The sequence below is a fragment of the Streptomyces griseoaurantiacus genome, assembly GCF_036189845.1.
GTDB classification, from domain to species: Bacteria; Actinomycetota; Actinomycetes; order Streptomycetales; family Streptomycetaceae; genus Streptomyces; species Streptomyces griseoaurantiacus.
In genome coordinates, this window is record NZ_CP108326.1 from 4,874,950 (window position 1) to 4,895,119 (window position 20,170).

A 20,170-nucleotide genomic window follows, 5' to 3' on the forward strand; every position below is an offset into this window, starting at 1 on the left:
CGTGGCAGTGTTGCAGGGAGAACAACCGTAGTGATTGACCGACCAACGGAGTCCCCGTGTCGCTGCCACCCCTGGTCGAGCCGGCCGCCGAGCTCACCGTAGACGAGGTTCGCAGGTACTCCCGCCACCTGATCATCCCGGACGTCGGGATGGACGGGCAGAAGCGGCTGAAGAACGCCAAGGTGCTCTTTGTGGGTGCCGGTGGCCTGGGCTCGCCGGGGCTGATGTACCTGGCGGCCGCGGGCGTGGGCACGCTCGGCATCGTGGAGTTCGACGAGGTCGACGAGTCGAACCTGCAGCGTCAGGTCATCCACAGCCAGGCCGACATCGGCCGCCCCAAGGCCGAGTCCGCGCGCGACAGCATCAAGGGCATCAACCCCTTCGTGAACGTGGTCCTGCACCAGGAGCGGCTCGAGGCCGACAACGTGATGGACCTGTTCAGCCAGTACGACCTGATCGTCGACGGCACGGACAACTTCGCCACCCGCTACCTGGTCAACGACGCCTGCGTGCTGCTGAACAAGCCGTACGTGTGGGGCTCGATCTACCGGTTCGACGGACAGGCCTCGGTCTTCTGGTCCGAGCACGGTCCCTGCTACCGCTGCCTCTACCCGGAGCCCCCGCCCCCCGGCATGGTCCCCTCCTGCGCCGAGGGCGGCGTCCTGGGCGTGCTCTGCGCGTCCATCGGCTCCATCCAGGCCAACGAGGCCATCAAGCTCCTCGCGGGCATCGGCGAGCCGCTGGTCGGCCGCCTGATGATCTACGACGCCCTGGAGATGCAGTACCGCCAGGTCAAGGTCCGCAAGGACCCCGACTGCGCGGTCTGCGGCGAGAACCCCACCGTCACCGAACTCATCGACTACGAGGCCTTCTGCGGCGTCGTGTCCGAGGAGGCCCAGGCGGCGGCCGCCGACTCCACGATCACTCCGAAGCAGCTCAAGGAGTGGATCGACGACGGTGAGAACCTCGAGCTCATCGACGTGCGCGAGCCGAACGAGTTCGAGATCGTCTCCATCCCGGGTGCCCGGCTGATCCCGAAGAACGAGTTCATCATGGGCAACGCGCTGGAGAACCTGCCGCAGGACAAGAAGATCGTCTTGAACTGCAAGACGGGTGTCCGCAGTGCGGAAGTCCTCGCGATCCTGAAGTCCGCGGGCTTCTCCGACGCCGTGCACGTCGGTGGCGGGGTCGTGGGCTGGGTCAACCAGATCGAGCCGGACAAGCCGATCTACTAGGGCGTGTTTCGAAAGTCCCGCCTGTCCGGCGACGCCTGGCACGCGCGCTCGCGGCGTTGTCGGGATCACCCCGATACATCCAGTATCGGGGCGCCCCTCCGCCTTGCGATCGCACGCACCAGACGCCGCCGGACCCGCCCTCCGGGCGAACGGCGCTACTTTCGAAACACGCCCTAGACCGCGCCACCACCTCCTGCCGCAGCCCTCGCGGGCCGCGTGACCCTTCGGGCGGCGGGGGTGCCGGACACCAGTGGTGTGCGGCGCCCCCTCCGTCCTCATGAACAGACCTTGCCGTCCTTCGGCACCGTGCCGTTCAGCAGGTAGGAGTCCACCGTCGTGTCCACGCAAGTGCTGCCACTGCCGTACGCCCCGTGGCCCTCGCCCTTCCAGGTGAGCAGCACCCCGACACCCTTGCCCAGTTCGTCGGCCATCCGCCGGGCACCCTCGTAGGGCGTGGCCGGGTCCCCGGTGTTGCCCACCAGCAGCACCGGATCGGCTCCCGGCGCGCTGACCTCCGGAGTGTCGAACTGCCCGGCCACCGGCCAGTCGTGACACCAGCCGGCCGTGTCCCAGCCCAGGTAGTCGCCGAACGCGGGGGAGATCTCCTCGAACCGGGCGAGTCGCTTCTTCGCCTCGGCGAGCGTCGGCCGCTGCTTGGCGTCCAGACACGATATGGCCCGTTGTGCGTGGCTCGACGTGCCGTAGTGCCCCGAGGAGTCCCGCTCGTTGTAGTTGTCGGCGAGGGCCAGCAAGGCGGAGCCGTCGCCCTCCTCCGCGGACTCCAGGGCGGTGGTGAGGCCGGGCCAGCTCTCCTTGCTGTACAGCGGGAGGATGATGCCGGTGAGCGCGAGCGTCTCGGTCAGATCGCGGCCGGACGAGGTCGGGAGCGGCTTCGCGTCGAGTCGGTCCAGCAGGTCGGTGATCTTCTCCGTGCCCCCCTTCGGATCCTGGCCGGTGGACTTCAGATAGTTGTTCAGCGCCCGCTGGAAGCCCTGGGCCTGGTTGAGCGCGTGTCCGAAGGTGTCCGCGGTCGGGTCCACGACGGCGTCGAGCACCACGCGCCCCACCCTCTTGGGGAAGAGGTGGGCGTACACCCCGCCCAGTTCGGTGCCGTAGGAGATGCCGAAGTAGTGCATCGCGTCGTCGCCGAGCACCTCGCGCAGCAGGTCCATGTCGCGCGCGGTGTCGGTCGTGGACACGTGGGACAGCAGCGAACCGGCGGCCTTCTCGCAGTCCTTGCCGAAGTCGGCCGCGTCCTCGAAGTACGCCTTCTCCTCGGCCGCGTCGTCCGGGGTGGCGTCGAGCTTCTCGGCCGCCCGGAGCTCCTTGTCGTCCCGGCAGCGCACGCCCTCGCTGGCGCCCGTGCCGCGCGGGTCCCAGCTCACCAGGTCGTAGCGCTCGTGCAGGCGGTCGGCTTTGCTCGCGTACCAGGGCATCGTGGACACCCCGGATCCGCCGGGCCCGCCGAAGTTGAACAGCAGCGAGCCGAGGCGCTCGCCCTTGCCGCCGGTGGCCTGCGAGCGGATCAGCGCGAGCTTCACCGTTTCGCCGTCCGGTTTCGCGTAGTCCAGGGGCGCCTTGATCGTCGCGCACTGCCATTCCTTGCCCGGCGCGGGGGAGTCGGCGGTGCCCTCGCACCGGCCCCAGTCGGGTTTCTGCCCGGTCAGCGAGGTCGGCAGTTTCGAGGTCGAGGAGCCGTCCGACCGGGTGTCACCGGGGTCCTCCCGGCCGCCCGACGTATCGGCGCTGCAGCCTCCCACCAGCAGGGCGGCGGCAGCCCCCAGAGCCGCCCACCGTGCGTGACGCGCCATGTGCCTTCCCCCTCACAAGCCGTCCGCATCGGTTGTACGGACCGCGGTCAGGCCATAGTAGGCGGACCACGCCGACCCTGCCCGCGCCTGTGGATAACCCTCTGACCTGCGATTTCGATGAGGGGAGGCGGCAGGAACCGGGACGACCGCGGCCTTTCTACAGCGCTTCGCGGCGCGTGAGGTGGTTGAAGAAGAGCCAGCCCGGCAGCACCGGCAGCCACAGCGTCAGCAGTCGGTAGAGCAGCACGGCGGGGGCCGCGACCTCCTTCGGCAGCCCGACGGCGATCAGGCCGACCGTCAGGGTCGCCTCCACCGCGCCCACCCCGCCCGGGGTCGGCGCCGCGGACCCCAGCGCGTTGCCGGCGAGGAAGACGACCGCGACGCTGGCGATGCTCAGCGAGGTCGACCCGTCGCCGAAGGCGCGGATCGAGGCGTCCAGGCACATCACGAAGCAGGCGGTCAGCAGCAGCATGCCGCCGATGCCCGTCATCAGCTTCTGCGGCCGCTGGAGCACGTCGAGCATGCGCGGCACGACGCCCGCGAACAGCGAGCGCACCCGGGTCACCACGAATTTCCGCAGGAACGGCACCGAGGTGACCACCAGCACCAGCACCGCGACCGTCAGCAGGCCCGCGATCACGGTCCGGGAGGGCGAGAGCGAGGGCGTCTTCTCGGTGCCGGTCAGATAGCCGAACGACAGCAGCATCAGGATGTGGCAGCCCAGCCCGAACAACTGGGAGGCGCCCACACTGGCCACCGCCAGGCCCGGCCGCACCCCCGCACGCTGCAGGAACCGCGTGTTCAGGGCCACCCCGCCGACCGCGGCCGGTGCGACGATCTTGACGAACGAGCCCGCCACCTGCGCGGCCACGGTCCGTGGGAACGGCACCCGCTCCGGCACGAAGCCCAGCAGGCTCATGGCCGCGGCAACATAGCTGAGCGCCGAGAAGCCCACCGCCGCGGCGACCCAGCCCCACTGCGCGTTCTCGAACAGAGTGTCGAACTCGATGTGGGTGAGCTGGGTGAGCAGGAAGTACGCGCCGATGGCGCCCGCGATGAAGCTGATGAGCGTACGGGGCCGCACCCGTTCGAGACGGACCGGCTCCACCGGGGCCTGCGGGCGGATCAGCAGCACCTGGTGGCGGATCTGGCTGAGCAGATCCTCCTCACGGGCATCCTCCAGCGCCTCGTCGATCGCCCGTTTCTGCGCCCGCTGCTCCGCCCGCACCGTCTTCTTGCCGGACCGGTCGCCCTTGTCCAGCGCCACGGCGGTGCTCCCGGACCGGTCGCTCTTGTCCAGCGCCACGGCGGTGCTCCCCGACCGCTCCTCCGGCTCGCCCGCCGGCTGCGGCTCGGGCGCCTCCTCCCGGCCGGGCCTGGACTGCCGGTACGCCTCGAGGACCGCCTCGCGCTCGCGTTCCGCACGCTCCCGGCCGAGCCTGCGCAGCGTCGCGCGCGTGACCCGTGTCAGCGCGATCGGCTGGAGCATCGGCAGGCAGTCGGCGACCGCGTCAGGCCCGAGGACCTCCACGGCCGAGGCGACCGCGCGCTCCGCGCCCACCCGCAGTCCGAACGTGGTCAGCAACTGGGCGATGTCCATGCGCAGCACCAGGTCGCCGGCGGCGATCTCCCCGCCGCGCAGGTCGGTCAGGATGACCGTGCCCGCACGGTCGACCAGGACGGCGTCCCCGGCCAGCCTGCGGTGCGCGATGCGGCGCGACTGCAGTGACCGCACCTGCTGCCAGGTGTCGTGCATCAGTTCGTCGGTGATGTGGGCGTCGTCCAGCGAGTCCAGGGTGCGGCCGCCGGTGTGCTCGTAGACCAGCATCACGGCGTCGGGGCCCAGCTCGGAGGTGGCGATCAGCTTGGGCGCGTTGGCTCCGGCCGCGATCGCCGCATAGGCCAGCAGGGCCTCCTGCTCCAGCGCCTGGCGCAGTGACTGCAGACTGCTCCGGGTGGTGATGCCGCGCAGCGTCAGTCGTCGCCAGGCCCGGTAGAAGAAGCCCTGCGCCTGCTGTTCCCGGTCGACGACCGTCACGTCCAGCGGCGGGCCGTCCTCCAGGGTGACGAAGTAGCGCCTGCCGCGGTCGCTGTTCTCGGCACTGTCCGGGAACTCCTCGCGGGCCGCCGTCAGCGGGCGGAAGCCGACCGTGCGCAGTCCCGCCATCAGCGTCCGGCCGGTAGGACGTACGTTCGGGGAGCCGACGGCGTAGAGGGTGCCGTAGGCGATGCTCCAGCCGATCAGCACGGTCAGGATGATCGAGAAAGGGGTGGTGTAGCCCGTGACGAGCATCGAGAACGCGTCCAGCATCAGCACCACCCACAGCACGGCCCGCCAGCGGGGTCTGCGGGACATGCCGACGGCCGTCATGTAGGCGATGACCGGGGCCAGATAGCCGTGCACCGGGTCGGTCAGGGCGTGCGTGTCGCCGGGGGAGGGCTGGGTGAGCGCCTCCTGGACGGAATGGGGAGCGGCCTGGGCGACCCACAGGTCGGTGGCGAGTGTCACTCCGTGCGCGAGGACGGCGGCCAGGACGCCGTCGGCGATACGCAGCCCGTCGCGTTTGATCAGCCGCTCGATCGCGAAGGCGACCGGGACCAGCAGGATGGCGATGCTCGACGCCAGTCCGGCGAGCTTGATCAGCAGATCGGGGGCCTGCCCGGTGCCCTTGTTGATGTCCTGTTCGAGCCCCGAGGTGGTGCCGTGGGCGAAGGCCGCGACCATCAGCAGCACGACGACCGCGAGGAGGCCCACCCCCAGCCGCACGAGGTCCGAGGGCCGGTGCACGCGCGCGGGCAGGAGCGGTTCGTCGCCCTCCACCTCGTCGTTGAAGATCTCCTCGGCCGGTTCCTGGCCGGTCCCGGACGCCTCCGCGGCGTCCCCGTCCTTGTCCGGTCCGGCGGTGTTCGGGCGCGACGACGCCTCAGAGGTGCCCTCCGCGCTCTCGGAATGCACACCCTGCTGTCTCATCGTCTCTTCTTGGTCTCGTATCACCTGTCACCGCCCGCACGATGGTGGCATGCCCGTCCGACATACGGGGTCATCAGGGTGCACAAGCGGGACCGCACAGTCTGCCCGACGCTCCCTTCCGGGGCGAGGGACGATCCCGGCCGCCCACGCCTCCCATTGTCGGTGGCGTCGTGCAGGATGGGGCGGATGAGCGAGGAGAGCCGTCCGGCGGACACGGTGCCGGAGCACGGGGACACGGTGCCGGAGTACCCGGAGTACCCGGAGTACCCGGAATACGTGGAACGGGTCCTCGAGGTGGCCGAGCTGATCCCGCCGGGGCGCGTGATGACCTACGGGGACGTCGCCGAGTGGCTCGAGGAGGGTGGGCCCCGGCAGGTGGGCCGGGCGATGGCCCTGTACGGGAGCGCGGTCCCGTGGTGGCGGGTGGTGCGCGCCGACGGCGTGCTGCTGCCGGGGCACGAGCTGAGAGCCCTCGGCCACTACCGGGAGGAGGGCACACCCCTGAAGGGGGCGAGCCGGTCCGCGGAGGGGCACATGCCCCGCCTCGACATGGCGCGGGCGCGCTGGGACGGCGCCGAGCCGGCTCCGGGGCGGGCTAGATGACCCCCGGCGGGCGTCGGGTGCCCCGCTTGCCCCGTACGGGGGACAGAGGGCACGTGTGGGACATGACGTACGTTCGTGCGGTGAGGAACGCATGCGATCCGTGTGCCCGCGGAGACGGCCGGGAACATCCGGACGGCGTCCTTCCGGCGGTGTCACCGGCGTAGCGTCGACGGCACGCGTCGCCCTCGCCCCACGGCCCCCGCCCGCCCCGCGCGGCACCCCGCCCCACCCGTACCAGCACCAGGACCGGCGAACCACGTGAGCTCCTCTTCCTCCACCAGGCGCCTGCCGCACCCCCCGGTGCGGCAGGGGAACCGTGGCGCTTACCGACTGGTGCGTACCCCGCCGCCCCGCCCGGCCCCCCCTCGTCTTGACGCCGCTCAGCGTGCGGTGGTTGACCACCGCACGGGGCCCCTCCTCGTCCTCGCGGGCCCCGGCACCGGCAAGACGACCACGCTGGTCGAGTCCGTGGCCGCACGCATCGCCCGCGGCACCGACCCGGAACGCATTCTGGTGCTGACGTTCAGCCGCAGGGCGGCCGTCGAGCTGCGCGACCGCATGGCGCTGCGGATCGGTGCGGAGCGGGCGCCGCGGGCCACCACCTTCCACAGCTTCGGCTACGCCCTGGTCCGCGCCCACCAGGACAGCGGCCTGTTCGTGGAACCGCTGCGGTTGCTGTCCGGCCCCGAACAGGACGTGACCGTGCGCGGGCTGCTGGCCGGCCAGCCGGAGCTGGAGCGCCTGGGCCTCGCCCATGTGCGCTGGCCCGAGGACCTGCGCGCCTGTCTGACGACCCGTGGCTTCGCCGACGAGGTGCGCGCGGTCCTGGCCCGCAGCCGCGAGCTCGGCCTGGACCCCGCCGCCCTGGAGGCGTTCGCCCGTCGCATCGGCCGCCCCGACTGGCTGGCCGCCTCCGCCTTCCTCGCCGAGTACCTGGACGTCCTCGACCTCCAGGGCGTCGTCGACTACGCGGAACTCGTCCACCGCGCGGTGCTCCTCGCCCGCCGCCCCGAGGTCGCCGCGCGGCTCGCCGCCCAGTACGACGCCGTCTACGTGGACGAGTACCAGGACACCGACCCGGCCCAGGTACGGCTGCTGCACGCGCTCGCCGGCGGCGGCCGCACCCTGGTGGCCTTCGGCGACCCGGACCAGTCGATCTACGCCTTCCGGGGCGCCGACGTCGGCGGCATCCTGGAGTTCCCCGACGCCTTCGCTCGCGCGGACGGCCGCCCGGCCCCGGTCCGCGTCCTGACGGCATCCCGCCGCTCCGGCGCCGCCCTGCTCGCCGCCACCCGCCTGCTCACCCGGCGGATGCCGCTGACCCGGCTCCCGGCCGAGAAGGTGCGGGCCCACCGGGAGCTGACGGCGGCACGCGAGGGCGGCCGAGTGGAGGTGCGCACCTACCCGACGCCCGGCACGGAGCTGGACAACATCGCCGACATCCTGCGCCGCGCCCACCTGGAGGACGGCGTTCCGTGGGGCGAGATGGCCGTCCTGGTGCGCGCCGGCGCCCGCGGCGTCCCGGGCGTCCGCCGCGCCCTCACCGCCGCCGGGGTCCCCCTGGACGTCGACGGCGACGACCTCCCCCTGCGCCACGAACCCGCCGTGGCCCCCCTGCTGACGGCCCTCAGAGCGGTCGCCCGCGCGGAGGTGACGGAGGGCGGTGCCGCCGAGGGGCCGGACGCGGAGGACGCGGCCGAGGAGCACGACGAGCGGAACGAGCACGACGAGCACGACGAGCGGGACGAGCAGGACGAACAGGGCGGAGACGACGCGCACGACGGGGGCGACACGAAGGACGACGCGAACACCGGCACGGCGGACTGCTGGCTCGACATCGAGACGGCGCTCGCGCTGCTCGCCTCCCCGCTGGCCGGCATGGACGCCGCCGACCTGCGCCGCCTCGGCCGTGCGCTGCGCGAGGAGGAGCGCGCCGCCGGCAGCCCCGTGCCGCCGCCGTCCGACGCACTGCTCGCGCGGGCGCTGGCCGAGCCGGAGCGCCTGGTGGCGCACGATCCGTCGTACGCGCGGGGCGCGCAGCGACTGGGCGCGCTGCTGAGGCGGACCAGGGAGTGCCTGGCCGACGGCGGAACCGCCGAGGAGGCCCTCTGGGAGCTGTGGAACGGCACCCCCTGGCCGGCCCGGCTGGAGCGGTCCTCCCGGCGCGGGGGCGCCGCCGGCCGCAATGCCGACCGCGACCTGGACGCCGTCTGCGCCCTGTTCGCGACCGCCGCGCGCGCCGAGGAGCGCGTCGGCGGACGCGGCGCCCTGAACTTCCTGGAGGAGATCGAGGCCCAGGACATCGCCGCGGACACCCTCACCCGCAGGGCCGTGCGTGCCGACGCCGTCCGCCTGATGACCGCGCACCGCTCGAAGGGCCTGGAATGGCACCTGGTGGTCCTCGCGGGCGTCCAGGAGGGGTTGTGGCCCGACCTGCGCCGTCGCGGCTCCCTGCTGGAGGCCGACCGCATCGGCCGCGACGGACTCGCCGAACCGCTCAGCCAGGGAGCGCTCCTCGCGGAGGAACGCCGGCTGTTCTACGTGGCGGCCACCCGTGCGAAGGAGCGCCTGGTCGTCACGGCCGTGAAGGCGCCCGCGGACGACGGTGACCAACCCTCCCGCTTTCTCACCGAACTGGGTGTCGAGCCCAAGGACGTCACCGGCCGCCCCCGCCGCCCGCTGTCGGTCTCCGCGCTCGTCGCCGAACTGCGGGCCACCACCGTCGACCCCGAGGCATCCCCGGCACTGCGGGAGGCCGCCGCCCGGCGCCTCGCCCGGCTGGCGGCGCTCGCCGACGAGGACGGGCGCCCCCTGGTCCCCTCCGCGCACCCCTACCGCTGGTGGGGCATGTTCGAGCCGACCGAGAGCAAGGTGCCGCTGCGCGACCGCGACAAGCCCGTCGCGCTCTCCGGCAGCGCACTCGACCAGCTCGCCCGCACCTGCGCCCTGCAGTGGTTCCTGGGCCGCGAGGTGAAGGCCGACGCGCCCGCCACCGCCGCCCAGGGCTTCGGCAACGTGGTGCACGTCCTCGCCGACGAGGTCGCCTCCGGCCGCACCCCCGCCGATCTGGAGGTGCTCATGGAGCGGCTGGACTCGGTGTGGAACGCGCTCGCCTTCGACGCCCCCTGGAAGTCCGCCCAGGAGAAGGCCCACGCGCGCGCGGCGCTCGAACGCTTCCTGAAGTGGCACGTCGACTCGGGCGGGCAGCGGGCCGGCCGGACGCCGGTGGCCAGCGAGCAGGACTTCGACGTCACCCTGGGGGCCGGTGACTACGAGGTGCGCATCCGCGGCAGCATGGACCGCGTCGAGACAGACGGCGAGGGCCGCGCCTACGTCGTCGACTTCAAGACCGGCAAGCAGGCGCCCAGCGCCGCCGAGGTCGCCCGCCACCCCCAGCTCGCCGTCTACCAGCTCGCCGTTCGCGAGGGGGCGGTCGACGAGGTGTTCGACGGCACCCGGCCCGAGCCCGGCGGCGCCGAACTCGTCCATCTGAGGCAGGGCGCCGCCAGGAGGGACGGTGGCGAGGAACTGCCCAAGGTGCAGGCCCAGGAACCCCTGGAGGGGCAGTGGGTCGGCGAACTCCTCGCCACCGCCGCCGGGAAGGTCCTCGACGAACGGTTCTCGCCGACGGCGGGGCAGCACTGCGCCCACTGCGCGTTCCGGGCGGCGTGCAGCGCCCGCCCGGAGGGACGGCACGTGGTGGAGTGAGCGGCGAGTGGCCCGCCCCTCCGTGCCCGGCCTCCGTCCCTCCGTCCCTCCGTACCCGTCCCTCCGTCCCTCCGCACCCGGCCTCCGCCCCTCCGCACCCGTCCCTCCGTCCCTCCGCACCCGGCCTCCGCCCCTCCGCACCCGGCCTCCGTCACGGCGTGACGTACGGCACCACCCGCCTTGACCTGGGCTTCTTCCGGTCGGGGGGTCGACCGGGGCCCGCGCTGTCAGTGGCCGCCGTTAGCCTCTCCCCATGCCCGCCCGTATCACCGACCCCGAGCAGCTCAAGGAGCTCCTCGGCATCCCGTTCACCCCGGAGCAGACGGCCTGCATCATCGCGCCGCCCGCCCCGCAGGTGATCGTCGCCGGAGCCGGTTCGGGCAAGACGACGGTGATGGCCGCGCGCGTGGTGTGGCTGGTCGGCACCGGCCAGGTCGCGCCCGAACAGGTGCTCGGGCTGACGTTCACCAACAAGGCCGCGGGCGAACTCGCCGAGCGCGTCCGCAAGGCCCTGGTCAGGGCCGGCGTCACGGACCCCGACGCGATCGACCCCGACAACCCGCCCGGCGAACCGCTGATCTCCACCTACCACGCCTTCGCCGGCCGCCTGCTGACCGACCACGGGCTGCGCATCGGCCTGGAGCCCACCTCGCGGCTCCTCGCCGACGCCACCCGCTACCAGCTCGCCGCCCGCGTGCTGCGCGAGGCCCCCGGCCCCTACCCCGCGCTCACCCGGTCCTTCCCCGACCTCGTCAGCGACCTGCTGGCACTGGACTCCGAACTCGCCGAGCACCTGGTGCGCCCCACAGAGGTGCAGGCGTTCGACGCCGAGCTCCTCGACACCCTGGCGGGCGTCCGGCTCGGCAACGCCGACCTGCGCAAGGTCCCCGAGGCGGCCGCCGCCCGCCGCTCCCTGGCCGGGCTGGTGGAGCGCTACCGCGCCGCGAAGCGCGAGCGGGACCTGCTCGACTTCGGCGACCAGATCGCCCTCTCGGCCGCCCTCTCGGGCCTGCCCGAGGTCGGGAGGATCTTGCGCGAGGAGTTCCGTGTGGTGCTGCTCGACGAGTACCAGGACACCTCGGTCGCGCAGCGGGTCCTGCTCTCCGGGCTCTTCGGGGGCGGCAGCGGGCACCCCGTCACCGCCGTCGGCGACCCCTGCCAGGCGATCTACGGCTGGCGCGGCGCCTCCGTCGCCAACCTGGACGACTTCCCCGCACACTTCCCGCACGCCGACGGCCGCCCCGCCGCCCGCCAGGCCCTCAGCGAGAACCGGCGCAGCGGCGGCCGACTCCTGGACCTCGCCAACGGTCTCGCCGCGCCCCTCCGCGCGATGCACGCGGGCGTGGAGGCGCTGCGCCCGGCCCCGGGCGCCGAACGCGAGGGGCAGGTGCGCTGCGCCCTGCTGCGCACCCATGCCGAGGAGATCGGCTGGATCGCCGAGTCGATCGCCCACCTGGTGCGCACCGGCAAGGAGCCCGGCGAGATCGCGGTCCTGTGCCGCACGGCGGGCGACTTCGCCGAGATCCAGGGCGCCCTCGTCGCCCGGGACGTGCCCGTGGAGGTCGTCGGCCTGTCCGGGCTGCTCCACCTGCCCGAGGTGGCGGACCTCGTCGCCGTCTGCGAGGTGCTCCAGGACCCCGGCGCCAACGCCTCCCTGGTCCGTCTGCTCACCGGCCCCCGCTGGCGCATCGGCCCCCGCGACCTGGCGCTGCTCGGACGCCGCGCCCGCCTGCTCGTGTCCCACACCCGCGTGGACGAGGACGACCCCGATGTGCGGCTCGCCGCCGCCGTCGAGGGCGTCGACCCGACGGAGGTCGTCTCGCTCGCGGACGCCCTCGACACCTTCCTCGAACTGCCCATGGAAGCCGGGCACGAGGACGACGGACTGCCGTTCTCCTCCGACGCGCGCGTCCGGTTCGCCCGGCTCGCCGCCGAACTGCGCGACCTGCGCCGCTCGCTGGCCGACCCGCTGATGGACGTGCTGCACCGCGTGCTCGCCGTCACCGGCCTGGAGGTCGAGCTGTCCGCCTCCCCCCACGCCCTGGCCGCCCGCCGCCGGGAGACCCTCGCCAACTTCCTGGACGTCGCCGCCTCCTTCGCGGCCAACGAACCCGAGACGAGCCTGCTCGCCTTCCTCGGTTTCCTGCGCACCGCCGCGCAGTACGAGAAAGGCCTGGACAACGCGCTGCCCGGTGGCGAGAACACCGTCAAGGTGCTCACCGCGCACAAGTCCAAGGGTCTGGAATGGGACGTCGTCGCCGTTCCCGGACTGGTCACCGGCACCTTCCCGAGCACCCAGGGCCGCGAGAAGTGGACCGCCCAGGGCAAGGTGCTGCCGCACCCGCTGCGCGGCGACGCGGCCACGCTCCCCGAGGTGGAGTCCTGGGACTCCCGGGGACTGCGCGGCTTCCACGAGGCGATGAAGGAGCACCAGCTCACCGAGGAGCTGCGCCTCGGGTACGTCACGTTCACCCGCCCGCGTTCGCTGCTGCTCGGCTCCGGCCACTGGTGGGGCCCGTCGCAGAAGAAACCCCGCGGCCCCTCCGACTTCCTCGTGGCCCTGTACGCGCACTGCGCGGCCGGGCACGGCGAGATCGAGGCCTGGGCGGAGCCGCCGGCCGAGGGCGAGGAGAACCCGGCCCTGCTCGCGGCCTCCGCCGACCGTGCCTGGCCGCTGCCGCTGGACGAGGCCGCGCTGGCCCGCCGCCGTGCCGCCGCCGAGACCGTCCTGGCACACCTGGAGCACACGGCCTCCCTCGCGTCCGCGTCCGCCGCGGAGACCGCCGCACCGCGGGCGGCGCACGACCCGTTCACGCACGAGGACCCGGACTGGCCCCCGCCGGACGAGGAGCCGCCGTACGACCCGGACGAGGAGCCCCCGTACGGGCCGCCGGACGACGACCCCCTCGACGGCCTGCCCGAGGAGGAGCCCTTCCCCGGTCCGCCCGAGGAGGGGGACGAGGACGGGTACGTGTACGCCGACCACGAGGAGGAGGAGCCGGGGGGCGGGACCGGCTCCCGGTCCGTCGGCCGCCCGGCGGACCGCCCCGTCGTGCCCCACCAGGCACCACCCCCCGGGACGCAGTCCGGCCCGGAACGGATCCCGCACTCGCGCACCGCGGACGTGCCCGGCGGCACACCGCTCACCCCCGAGGAGGCCCGCACGCTGGCTTCCTGGGACCGCGACCTCGACGCGCTCACCGGAGAGCTGCTGCGGGCCCGCGCGGGCGTCACCGAGGTCGTCCTCCCGGCCTCGCTGACCGCCTCGCAGCTCATGAGGCTGGCCGAGGACCCGGACGGGCTGGCACAGGAGCTTGCCCGCCCGATGCCCCGGCCTCCGCAGCCCGCGGCCCGACGGGGCACCCGGTTCCACGCCTGGGTCGAAAGCAGGTTCGAGGCGCTGCGGCTGCCGATGCTGGAACCCGACGAGCTGCCGGGCACCGAGGCCGAGATCGCCGACGAGCGCGATCTGGAGGCACTCAAGGAGGCCTTCGCCCGCACGCCCTACGCCCACCGCACCCCGTACCGGGTGGAGGCGCCCTTCCAGATCGGCATCGCCGGACGCGTCGTACGGGGCCGCATCGACGCGGTCTACCGCGAGGGCGAGGGCGGGACGGCGCGGTACGAGATCGTCGACTGGAAGACCAACCGGGCGCCCACCGCCGACCCGCTGCAGCTCGCCGTGTACCGGCTGGCCTGGGCCGAGCAGCGGGGTGTGCCCCTGGAGCGGGTCACGGCGGCGTTCGTGTACGTGCGCCGGGGCGAGGTCGTACGGCCGCCGGACCTGCCGGGGCGGGCCGAACTGGAGCGGCTGCTGGGCGCCGGGGAGAGCGGCGTGCCGGCCGCCGGGGAGCCCCGGACGGCGATCCGGGACGGGAGGCGGTACGAGGACGGCACCGAAACGATCACCGGCGTACCCGAAACGCTCACCGACGGTGTCCGGCCGCCCACCGACGAACCGCCGGGAGGGGATGTCGGCGCAGGCCGTTAGGCTCGTGGGTATGAGCACCACCCCGGACAGCGCCGTCCGCACGTACATCGACCGCCATCGTGCCGCCTTCCTCGACGACCTCGTGGAGTGGCTGCGCATCCCGTCGGTGTCCGCGCAGCCCGAGCACGCTCCGGACGTGCGGCGCAGCGCCGAGTGGCTCGCCGCCCGGCTGGCCGGGACCGGCTTCCCGACCGCCGAGGTGTGGCCCACCGCGGGCGCCCCGGCGGTCTTCGCCGAGTGGCCCAGCGAGGACCCGCTGGCGCCCACCGTGCTGGTCTACGGCCACCACGACGTGCAGCCCGCCGCCCGCGAGGACGGCTGGGAGAGCGAGCCCTTCGCACCGGAGATCCGCGAGGGCCGGCTGTACGGGCGCGGGGCAGCCGACGACAAGGGGCAGGTGTTCTTCCACACACTCGGCGTGCGCGCACACCTCGCCGCCACCGGGCGCACCGCCCCCGCCGTCCACCTGAAGCTGCTGATCGAGGGCGAGGAGGAGTCCGGCTCCCCGCACTTCCGCGCCCTCCTCGAGGCGAACGCGCACCGGCTCGCCGCCGACGCCGTGATCGTCTCCGACACCGGCATGTGGTCCGAGGACACCCCCACGGTGTGCACGGGCATGCGCGGGCTCGCCGAGTGCGAGATCGTCCTGCACGGCCCGGAGCAGGACATCCACTCCGGCTCCTTCGGCGGCGCGGTGCCCAATCCGGCGACCGCCCTCGCCCGGCTGGTCGCCGCGCTGCACGACGAGGACGCCCGGGTGGCGGTCCCCGGCTTCTACGACGGCGTGAGCGATCTCGCCGATCGCGAACGGGCCCTCTTCGCCGAACTGCCCTTCGACGAGGAGCGGTGGTTGCGCACCGCCAGATCCACGGCCACCCACGGCGAAGCCGGCTACACCACCCTGGAGCGCGTCTGGGCCCGCCCCACCGCCGAGGTCAACGGCATCGGCGGGGGCTACCAGGGCCCCGGCAGCAAGACCGTCGTGCCGGCCTCGGCCCGGGTCAAACTGTCCTTCCGGCTCGTCGACGGGCAGGAGCCCGACCACATCGAGAAGGTGGTCCGCGCCTGGGCCGCCGAGCAGGTGCCCGCCGGCATCCGGTCCGAGATCACTTTCGGCCCCGCCACCCGCCCGTGCCTGACCCCGCTGGACCACCCGGCGCTGCGCTCGCTCGTACGTGCGATGGGCCGGGCCTTCGAACAGCCGATCCGCTACACCCGGGAAGGCGGCTCGGGGCCCGCCGCCGACCTCCAGGAGGTGCTCGGCGCCCCGGTGCTGTTCCTCGGCATCTCGGTGCCGTCCGACGGCTGGCACGCGCCGAACGAGAAGGTCGAACTGGACCTGCTCCTCAAAGGCGCGGAGGCCGGCGCACACCTGTGGAGCGACCTCGGGGAGAGCTGGCGCCATGAGCGGTGACCGTCCCGCAGGACGGACCGGCCGCCGCGCCCTGCTCCGGGCGCGGCACACTGGGGAGGCCGCCCCGGACGCCCAGATCCCGCCGGACCCGGTCGCCTCCCGCCGTCCGTCCCGCTGAACCGCCCACCGATCCACCGCACCCCTGGGGGAGTTGGAAGCACCTGTGACCACCTGGACCGACCACACCGCCGACCGCGACAGGCCCGTCTCGCTCACCGCCCCGAGCGGCGTCGACCGGGCCGCCCATCACCGTCTCGACGAGGCATGGCTCGCGGCGGCCTGGAGCCACCCCTCGACGCGCTGCTTCGTGGTCTCCGGCGGCCAGGTACTCATCGACGAGACGGAGGACGGCCGGACCGAACTGGTCATGACCCCGTCCTTCGAGGCCCCGCTCACCGAGGCCCACCGCTACTTCCTCGGCACGGACGACGACGGAGTGAGCTACTTCGCCCTCCAGAAGGACACCCTGCCGGGCCGCATCGACCAGTCCGCACGCCCCGCCGGGCTCCGCGAGGCCGGACTGCTGCTGTCCCCGCGGGACGCGGGCCTCATGGTGCACGCGGTCGCCCTGGAGAACTGGCAGCGCCTGCACCGCTACTGCTCCCGCTGCGGCGAACGCACCGTGATCGCGGCGGCCGGCCACATCCGCCGTTGCCCGGCCTGCGGCGCCGAGCACTACCCGCGCACCGACCCCGCCGTGATCATGGCGGTCACCGACGACCAGGACCGCATCCTGCTCGGCCGCCAGGTGCACTGGCCCGAGGGCCGCTTCTCCACGCTCGCCGGCTTCGTCGAGCCGGGGGAGTCCATCGAGCAGTCCGTGCGCCGGGAGGTCTTCGAGGAGGCGGGCATCACCGTCGGCGACGTCCAGTACGTCGCCAGCCAGCCCTGGCCCTTCCCCTCCAGCCTCATGCTCGGCTTCATGGCCCAGGCCACCGACACCGACATCGACGTCGACGGCGACGAGATCCACGAGGCGCGCTGGTTCTCCCGCGAGGACCTGCGGGCCGGTTTCGAGTCCGGCGAGGTCCTTCCGCCCTACGGCATCTCCATCGCGGCCCGCCTGATCGAACTGTGGTACGGCAAGCCGCTCCCCACCAGGGCGGTCTGAGACGGCACGTCCGACGGCGGCGACGTGCGAAGGCCCCCGCGGCTGCTGCGGGGGCCTTCGCACGGAACGGGTCGGACCTCAGGCGGCCATGGCCTGCTTGACCTGGGCCAGGGACGGGTTGGTCATCACCGTCTCGGAACCGGACGGGGAGACGACGAGAACGGTCGGGACCGTCTGGTTGCCCTCGTTCACCTTCTCCACGAACGCCGCCGACTGCGGGTCCTGCTCGATGTTGATCTCGTTGTACGAGATGCCCTCACGGTCCATCTGACTCTTCAGCCGACGGCAGTAGCCGCACCACGTGGTGCTGTACATCGTCACAGTGCCCGACATGTCGGTCCGTGCTCCTTCTCTCGTCAATGAGCGGGATGCGTCATCGCTGCCGTGTTGAACGCATGTGAAGGACGTGTCATTCCCGGCCGGGCCGCCCTTCTCGCCGTGGACACGACAGTGGATCGTATTAGTACGACTACGTATGCCTCCCTGTGGACAACCCGCCGCATCCGTCCCCACCGACCTGGCAGCATGGCGGGGTGACAGCAGCAACGCATTCCACCCTCTTCCCACGGGTACCGGACTCCGCGGACGCCGTGCTCGACGGGCTCGACCCCGAGCAGCGCGCCGTCGCCACGGCCCTGCACGGGCCGGTGTGCGTACTGGCGGGAGCCGGCACGGGCAAGACCCGGGCGATCACCCACCGCATCGCCTACGGGGTGCGCGCGGGCATCCTCCAGCCCTCCAGCGTGCTCGCCGTCACCTTCACCAACCGCGCCGCGGGCGAGATGCGCGGCCGATTGCGGCAACTCGGCGCCGCCGGAGTGCAGGCCCGCACCTTCCACTCCGCCGCGCTGCGCCAGCTCCAGTACTTCTGGCCGAAGGCGGTCGGCGGCTCCCTGCCCCGTCTCGTCGACCGCAAGGTGCAGCTCGTCGCCGACGCGGCCGCCGCCTCCCGCATCCGCCTCGACCGCAACGAGCTGCGGGACGTCACCGGCGAGATCGAGTGGTCCAAGGTCACCCAGACCGTTCCCGGCGACTACGCGGCGGCGGCCGCCAAGGCCGCCCGCGACACCCCCCGCGACCCCGCCGAGATCGCCAAGCTCTACGAGGCCTACGAGGAGATCAAGCGCGACCGCGCCGTCATCGACTTCGAGGACGTGCTGCTGCTCACCGTCGGCATCCTCCAGGACCGGCGCGACGTCGCCGAACAGGTCCGCGCCCAGTACCAGCACTTCGTGGTCGACGAGTACCAGGACGTCAGCCCCCTCCAGCAGCGCCTGCTGGAACTGTGGCTCGGCGACCGCGAGGACCTGTGCGTCGTCGGCGACGCCAGCCAGACCATCTACTCCTTCACCGGCGCCACCCCCGACCACCTGCTCGACTTCCGGGTCCGCCACCCCGGGGCGACGGTCGTGAAACTCGTCCGCGACTACCGCTCCACCCCCCAGGTGGTCCACCTCGCCAACGGACTGCTCTCCCAGGCCCGCGGCCGCGCCGCCGACCACCGCCTGGAACTCGTCTCGCAACGCCCCGCGGGCCCCGAGCCGACCTACGCGGACTACGCCGACGAACCCTCCGAGGCCGAGGGCGCCGCCCGCCACATCCGCGCACTGCTGGACTCCGGGGTTCCCGCGGCGGAGATCGCGATCCTGTTCCGCACCAACTCCCAGTCCGAGACCTACGAGCAGGCACTGGCCGACGCGGGCATTCCCTACCAGCTCCGCGGCGCCGAGCGTTTCTTCGACCGCCCCGAGGTGCGCAGGGCGATCCACGCCCTGCGTGCGGCCGCCCGCTTCGGCGGCAACGACTCCCGGCTCGACGACGTGGTCGACCTGCCCTCCCAGGTACGGGCCGTCCTCTCCGGCGAGGGCTGGACCGGTGAACCGCCGGCCGGCTCCGGCGCGGTCAGGGAACGCTGGGAGTCGCTGGCCGCCCTGGTCCACCTCGCCCAGGACTTCGCCACCGTCAGGGCGGACGTCACCCTCGGCGACCTGATCACGGAACTGGACGAACGCGCGGGCGCCCAGCACGCACCCACGGTGCAGGGCGTCACCCTCGCCTCCCTGCACTCCGCCAAGGGACTGGAGTGGGACGTCGTCTTCCTGGTCGGTGTCGCCGAGGGCATGATGCCGATCAGCTACGCCAGGACGGACGAGCAGATCGAGGAGGAGCGCCGGCTCCTCTACGTCGGAGTCACCCGGGCGAGGGAACGTCTCTTCGTCTCCTGGGCGCTCTCCCGCTCGCCCGGCGGACGCCCTAGCCGCCGCCCCAGCCGCTTCCTCGACGGTCTGCGCCCCGGCTCGACCGCGACGGGGGGCAGAAGCGGCGGACCGGGTGGCTCCGGAGGCGTCGAGCGCGGCTACGGCTCGGCCGGCGGGCGAGGCGGTGCGACGGGTGCGGGTGCCGTGCCCACCGCCCGCCGCACCCAGCGGACGGTGGCCCGCTGCAAGGTCTGCGGACGCACCCTGACGGACGCCGGCGAGATGAAACTGATGCGCTGCGAGGACTGTCCCTCCGACATGGACGAGGGACTGTACGAGCGGCTGCGGGAGTGGCGGGCCGTCCAGGCCGGGCGCAGCGGACAGCCCGCCTTCTGCGTCTTCACCGACCGGACGCTCATGGCCATCGCCGAGACGGTGCCCGAGGAGCCGGAGGAGCTGGCACGGATTCCCGGTGTCGGCATGCGCAAGTACAGACGGTACGGAGCCGAGGTCCTGGCCATCTGCGCAGGCCAGGAGGCCGCGGGCGAGGAGGCGAAAGGTTGAGTGGAACTCGTCGCAAAAATAGTTTGCGCATGCCCCGGGAATCCCCATAGGTTCTAAGCCACGGGGACGGCGGCCTTCTCGAAGGCCCTGATCCCGTGGTCTACTTGCACATCCAGACGGATCGGCTCACCACCGGTCCCCGAGACGCCGAAGGGAGGCGATTTCAGTGATCAGCATCAACAGCAGCTTCGTCAGCACCGCCAAAGTGACCGATCGCTCGGCCGCCTCCGTGTGCCCGCAGGGCGTCTCCTACCTGGGCACCGGTGTGTCCGGCATCCGTGTCGACCGTCCGGCGTCCCTCCTGTCTCTCTCGGGCCTGCCCGTCCGTGAGCGCGATGAGCGACCGACCAAGGCACTGGAAGCGGTAGAGGCACAGGCGCAGGCCCATGCCTTTGCGGCGGCCGGTGCCGGATTCCGGAAGCAGACGAAGCAGCACCACCTGATGTGGGCCTTCCGCGGGCCTGAACCCTGGAGTGATCCAGCCTGATCGCCGATCAGGCAGGCGCCTTCAGGGCCGCGGAACCCAACCGGGATCCGCGGCCCTTCTGTTTGTCCCGCACCGGG

10 protein-coding genes and 1 pseudogene are annotated in these 20,170 nt (G+C 72.9%); 8 read left to right on the forward strand and 3 right to left on the reverse strand.

Annotation, left to right across the window (positions count from 1 at the left end; translation table 11 throughout):
• The first annotated feature begins 56 nt into the window (after nt 1-56).
• Nucleotides 57-1,235, forward strand: a complete 1,179-nt coding sequence (gene moeZ / locus OHB09_RS21835) for an adenylyltransferase/sulfurtransferase MoeZ (RefSeq protein WP_006142253.1) — start codon at nt 57-59, stop codon at nt 1,233-1,235.
• Nucleotides 1,236-1,510: 275 nt separating this feature from the next.
• On the opposite strand, the gene OHB09_RS21840 is transcribed toward moeZ, so the two are convergent.
• Together OHB09_RS21840 and OHB09_RS21845 are read right to left on the reverse strand one after the other, a co-directional pair.
• A complete protein-coding gene (locus OHB09_RS21840) occupies nt 1,511-3,046 on the reverse strand; it encodes an alpha/beta hydrolase (RefSeq protein ID WP_328922402.1) in 1,536 nt (511 codons plus the stop codon).
• A gap of 157 nt (nt 3,047-3,203) precedes the next feature.
• A complete protein-coding gene (locus OHB09_RS21845) occupies nt 3,204-6,017 on the reverse strand; it encodes a lysylphosphatidylglycerol synthase transmembrane domain-containing protein (RefSeq protein WP_328922403.1) in 2,814 nt (937 codons plus the stop codon).
• Between the two features lie 186 nt (nt 6,018-6,203).
• Between OHB09_RS21845 and OHB09_RS21850 the strand changes: the two genes are divergently transcribed.
• The 5 genes from OHB09_RS21850 to nudC all read left to right on the forward strand — a co-directional run bounded on the left by OHB09_RS21850 (nt 6,204) and on the right by nudC (nt 16,844).
• Nucleotides 6,204-6,620: an MGMT family protein gene (locus OHB09_RS21850; RefSeq protein ID WP_328922404.1), complete on the forward strand. Its 417-nt coding sequence runs from the start codon at nt 6,204-6,206 to the stop codon at nt 6,618-6,620.
• 258 nt (nt 6,621-6,878) lie between these two features.
• Nucleotides 6,879-10,328, forward strand: a complete 3,450-nt coding sequence (locus OHB09_RS21855) for an ATP-dependent helicase (protein ID WP_191852215.1) — start codon at nt 6,879-6,881, stop codon at nt 10,326-10,328.
• 253 nt (nt 10,329-10,581) lie between these two features.
• Nucleotides 10,582-14,319, forward strand: coding sequence for an ATP-dependent DNA helicase (locus OHB09_RS21860; protein WP_319118720.1), 3,738 nt, complete (start codon nt 10,582-10,584; stop codon nt 14,317-14,319).
• 10 nt (nt 14,320-14,329) lie between these two features.
• Nucleotides 14,330-15,733: a dipeptidase gene (locus OHB09_RS21865; protein WP_234527637.1), complete on the forward strand. Its 1,404-nt coding sequence runs from the start codon at nt 14,330-14,332 to the stop codon at nt 15,731-15,733.
• Nucleotides 15,734-15,896: 163 nt separating this feature from the next.
• Nucleotides 15,897-16,844: an NAD(+) diphosphatase gene (gene nudC / locus OHB09_RS21870; protein WP_006142261.1), complete on the forward strand. Its 948-nt coding sequence runs from the start codon at nt 15,897-15,899 to the stop codon at nt 16,842-16,844.
• A 78-nt stretch (nt 16,845-16,922) separates the two neighbouring features.
• Here the strand turns inward: nudC and OHB09_RS21875 are convergent, their stop codons facing one another.
• Nucleotides 16,923-17,177, reverse strand: coding sequence for a mycoredoxin (locus tag OHB09_RS21875; protein ID WP_006142262.1), 255 nt, complete (start codon nt 17,175-17,177; stop codon nt 16,923-16,925).
• A gap of 142 nt (nt 17,178-17,319) precedes the next feature.
• Here OHB09_RS21875 and OHB09_RS21880 point away from each other — a divergent pair.
• Together OHB09_RS21880 and OHB09_RS21885 are read left to right on the forward strand one after the other, a co-directional pair.
• Nucleotides 17,320-19,606, forward strand: a pseudogene (locus tag OHB09_RS21880) (ATP-dependent DNA helicase UvrD2).
• A gap of 166 nt (nt 19,607-19,772) precedes the next feature.
• On the forward strand, nt 19,773-20,093 hold the full coding sequence (locus OHB09_RS21885; RefSeq protein ID WP_006142265.1) for a hypothetical protein: 321 nt from the start codon (nt 19,773-19,775) through the stop codon (nt 20,091-20,093).
• Nucleotides 20,094-20,170: the final 77 nt, after the last annotated feature.